This is a genomic window from Vibrio sp. 1402 (assembly GCF_033340275.1).
Window position 1 is genome coordinate 1 of sequence record NZ_JAWOWE010000214.1, and the last position, 751, is coordinate 751.

Below are 751 nucleotides of genomic sequence, written 5' to 3' on the forward strand. Positions count from 1 at the left end.
AGAACATCACTTCTGAAAAGATGAACCAACTCATCCCCTGACGAAATGATCGAGTGATCTGCGCGCTGTATTTGCCCGTCAACGATTCGGTGATGACGTTACTAAACCACCCTGCCAACATGTAAAGCAGAAACAAAAAGCCTACGGCAAGCACAATGCGACCAACAACACCGACCGCACCATCGCTTTGAGTACCTTGCACCGTCATGCCCGCACCGACGGCGACTAAAAACAGAGCAAACGCGCCAATGATCGGCCAACTACTTTGAGCAGGAACGTAGTAGGTTCCAGGTTTATTACTCATCAGTTCTCTCCTTACAGACACTATTTGGCCTGTATCTCACTCCTTGAGAGGCTAACTGCCTGTGGGAGGAGGAAGTTTGTAGAGTGTATAAGACAGCGTTAATGTATGTATTGAGTCCGGCAAATCGGGCTCAATATAGAAAATCAATGCCATCTGAGCGTGCTGCTTTCCATCCAGCGGCTGTTGCGTAAAACAAAAGCACTCTATTTTGTTGAAGTAAGCTGCACCGTTGCCGGGAGAAACGGAAGGCACCGCCTGCCCCACCAGCCTTTGTCCACTTTCGTTAAATGCCAAGTATTCAGTTTGCACGACTTCACCTGGATGAACATTCATCGAAATGACTTTCGGCTTAAACTCCCACGGCATATCTGGGTTGACGTGTGCCATAAACTCCACACGAATCGTCCGGCTCAAATCGGGCTGCATCCCCGTAGGTTGAATCGCTGC

2 protein-coding genes are annotated in these 751 nt (G+C 49.0%); both read right to left on the reverse strand.

Annotation, left to right across the window (positions count from 1 at the left end; translation table 11 throughout):
* The coding region (locus tag R7044_RS25160; RefSeq protein WP_225455990.1) for a cytochrome c oxidase subunit 3 at window positions 1-304 on the reverse strand (304 nt) is incomplete at its 3' end.
* A gap of 51 nt (window positions 305-355) precedes the next feature.
* On the reverse strand, window positions 356-751 hold a 396-nt coding region (locus R7044_RS25165; protein ID WP_225455991.1), incomplete at its 5' end, for a cytochrome c oxidase assembly protein.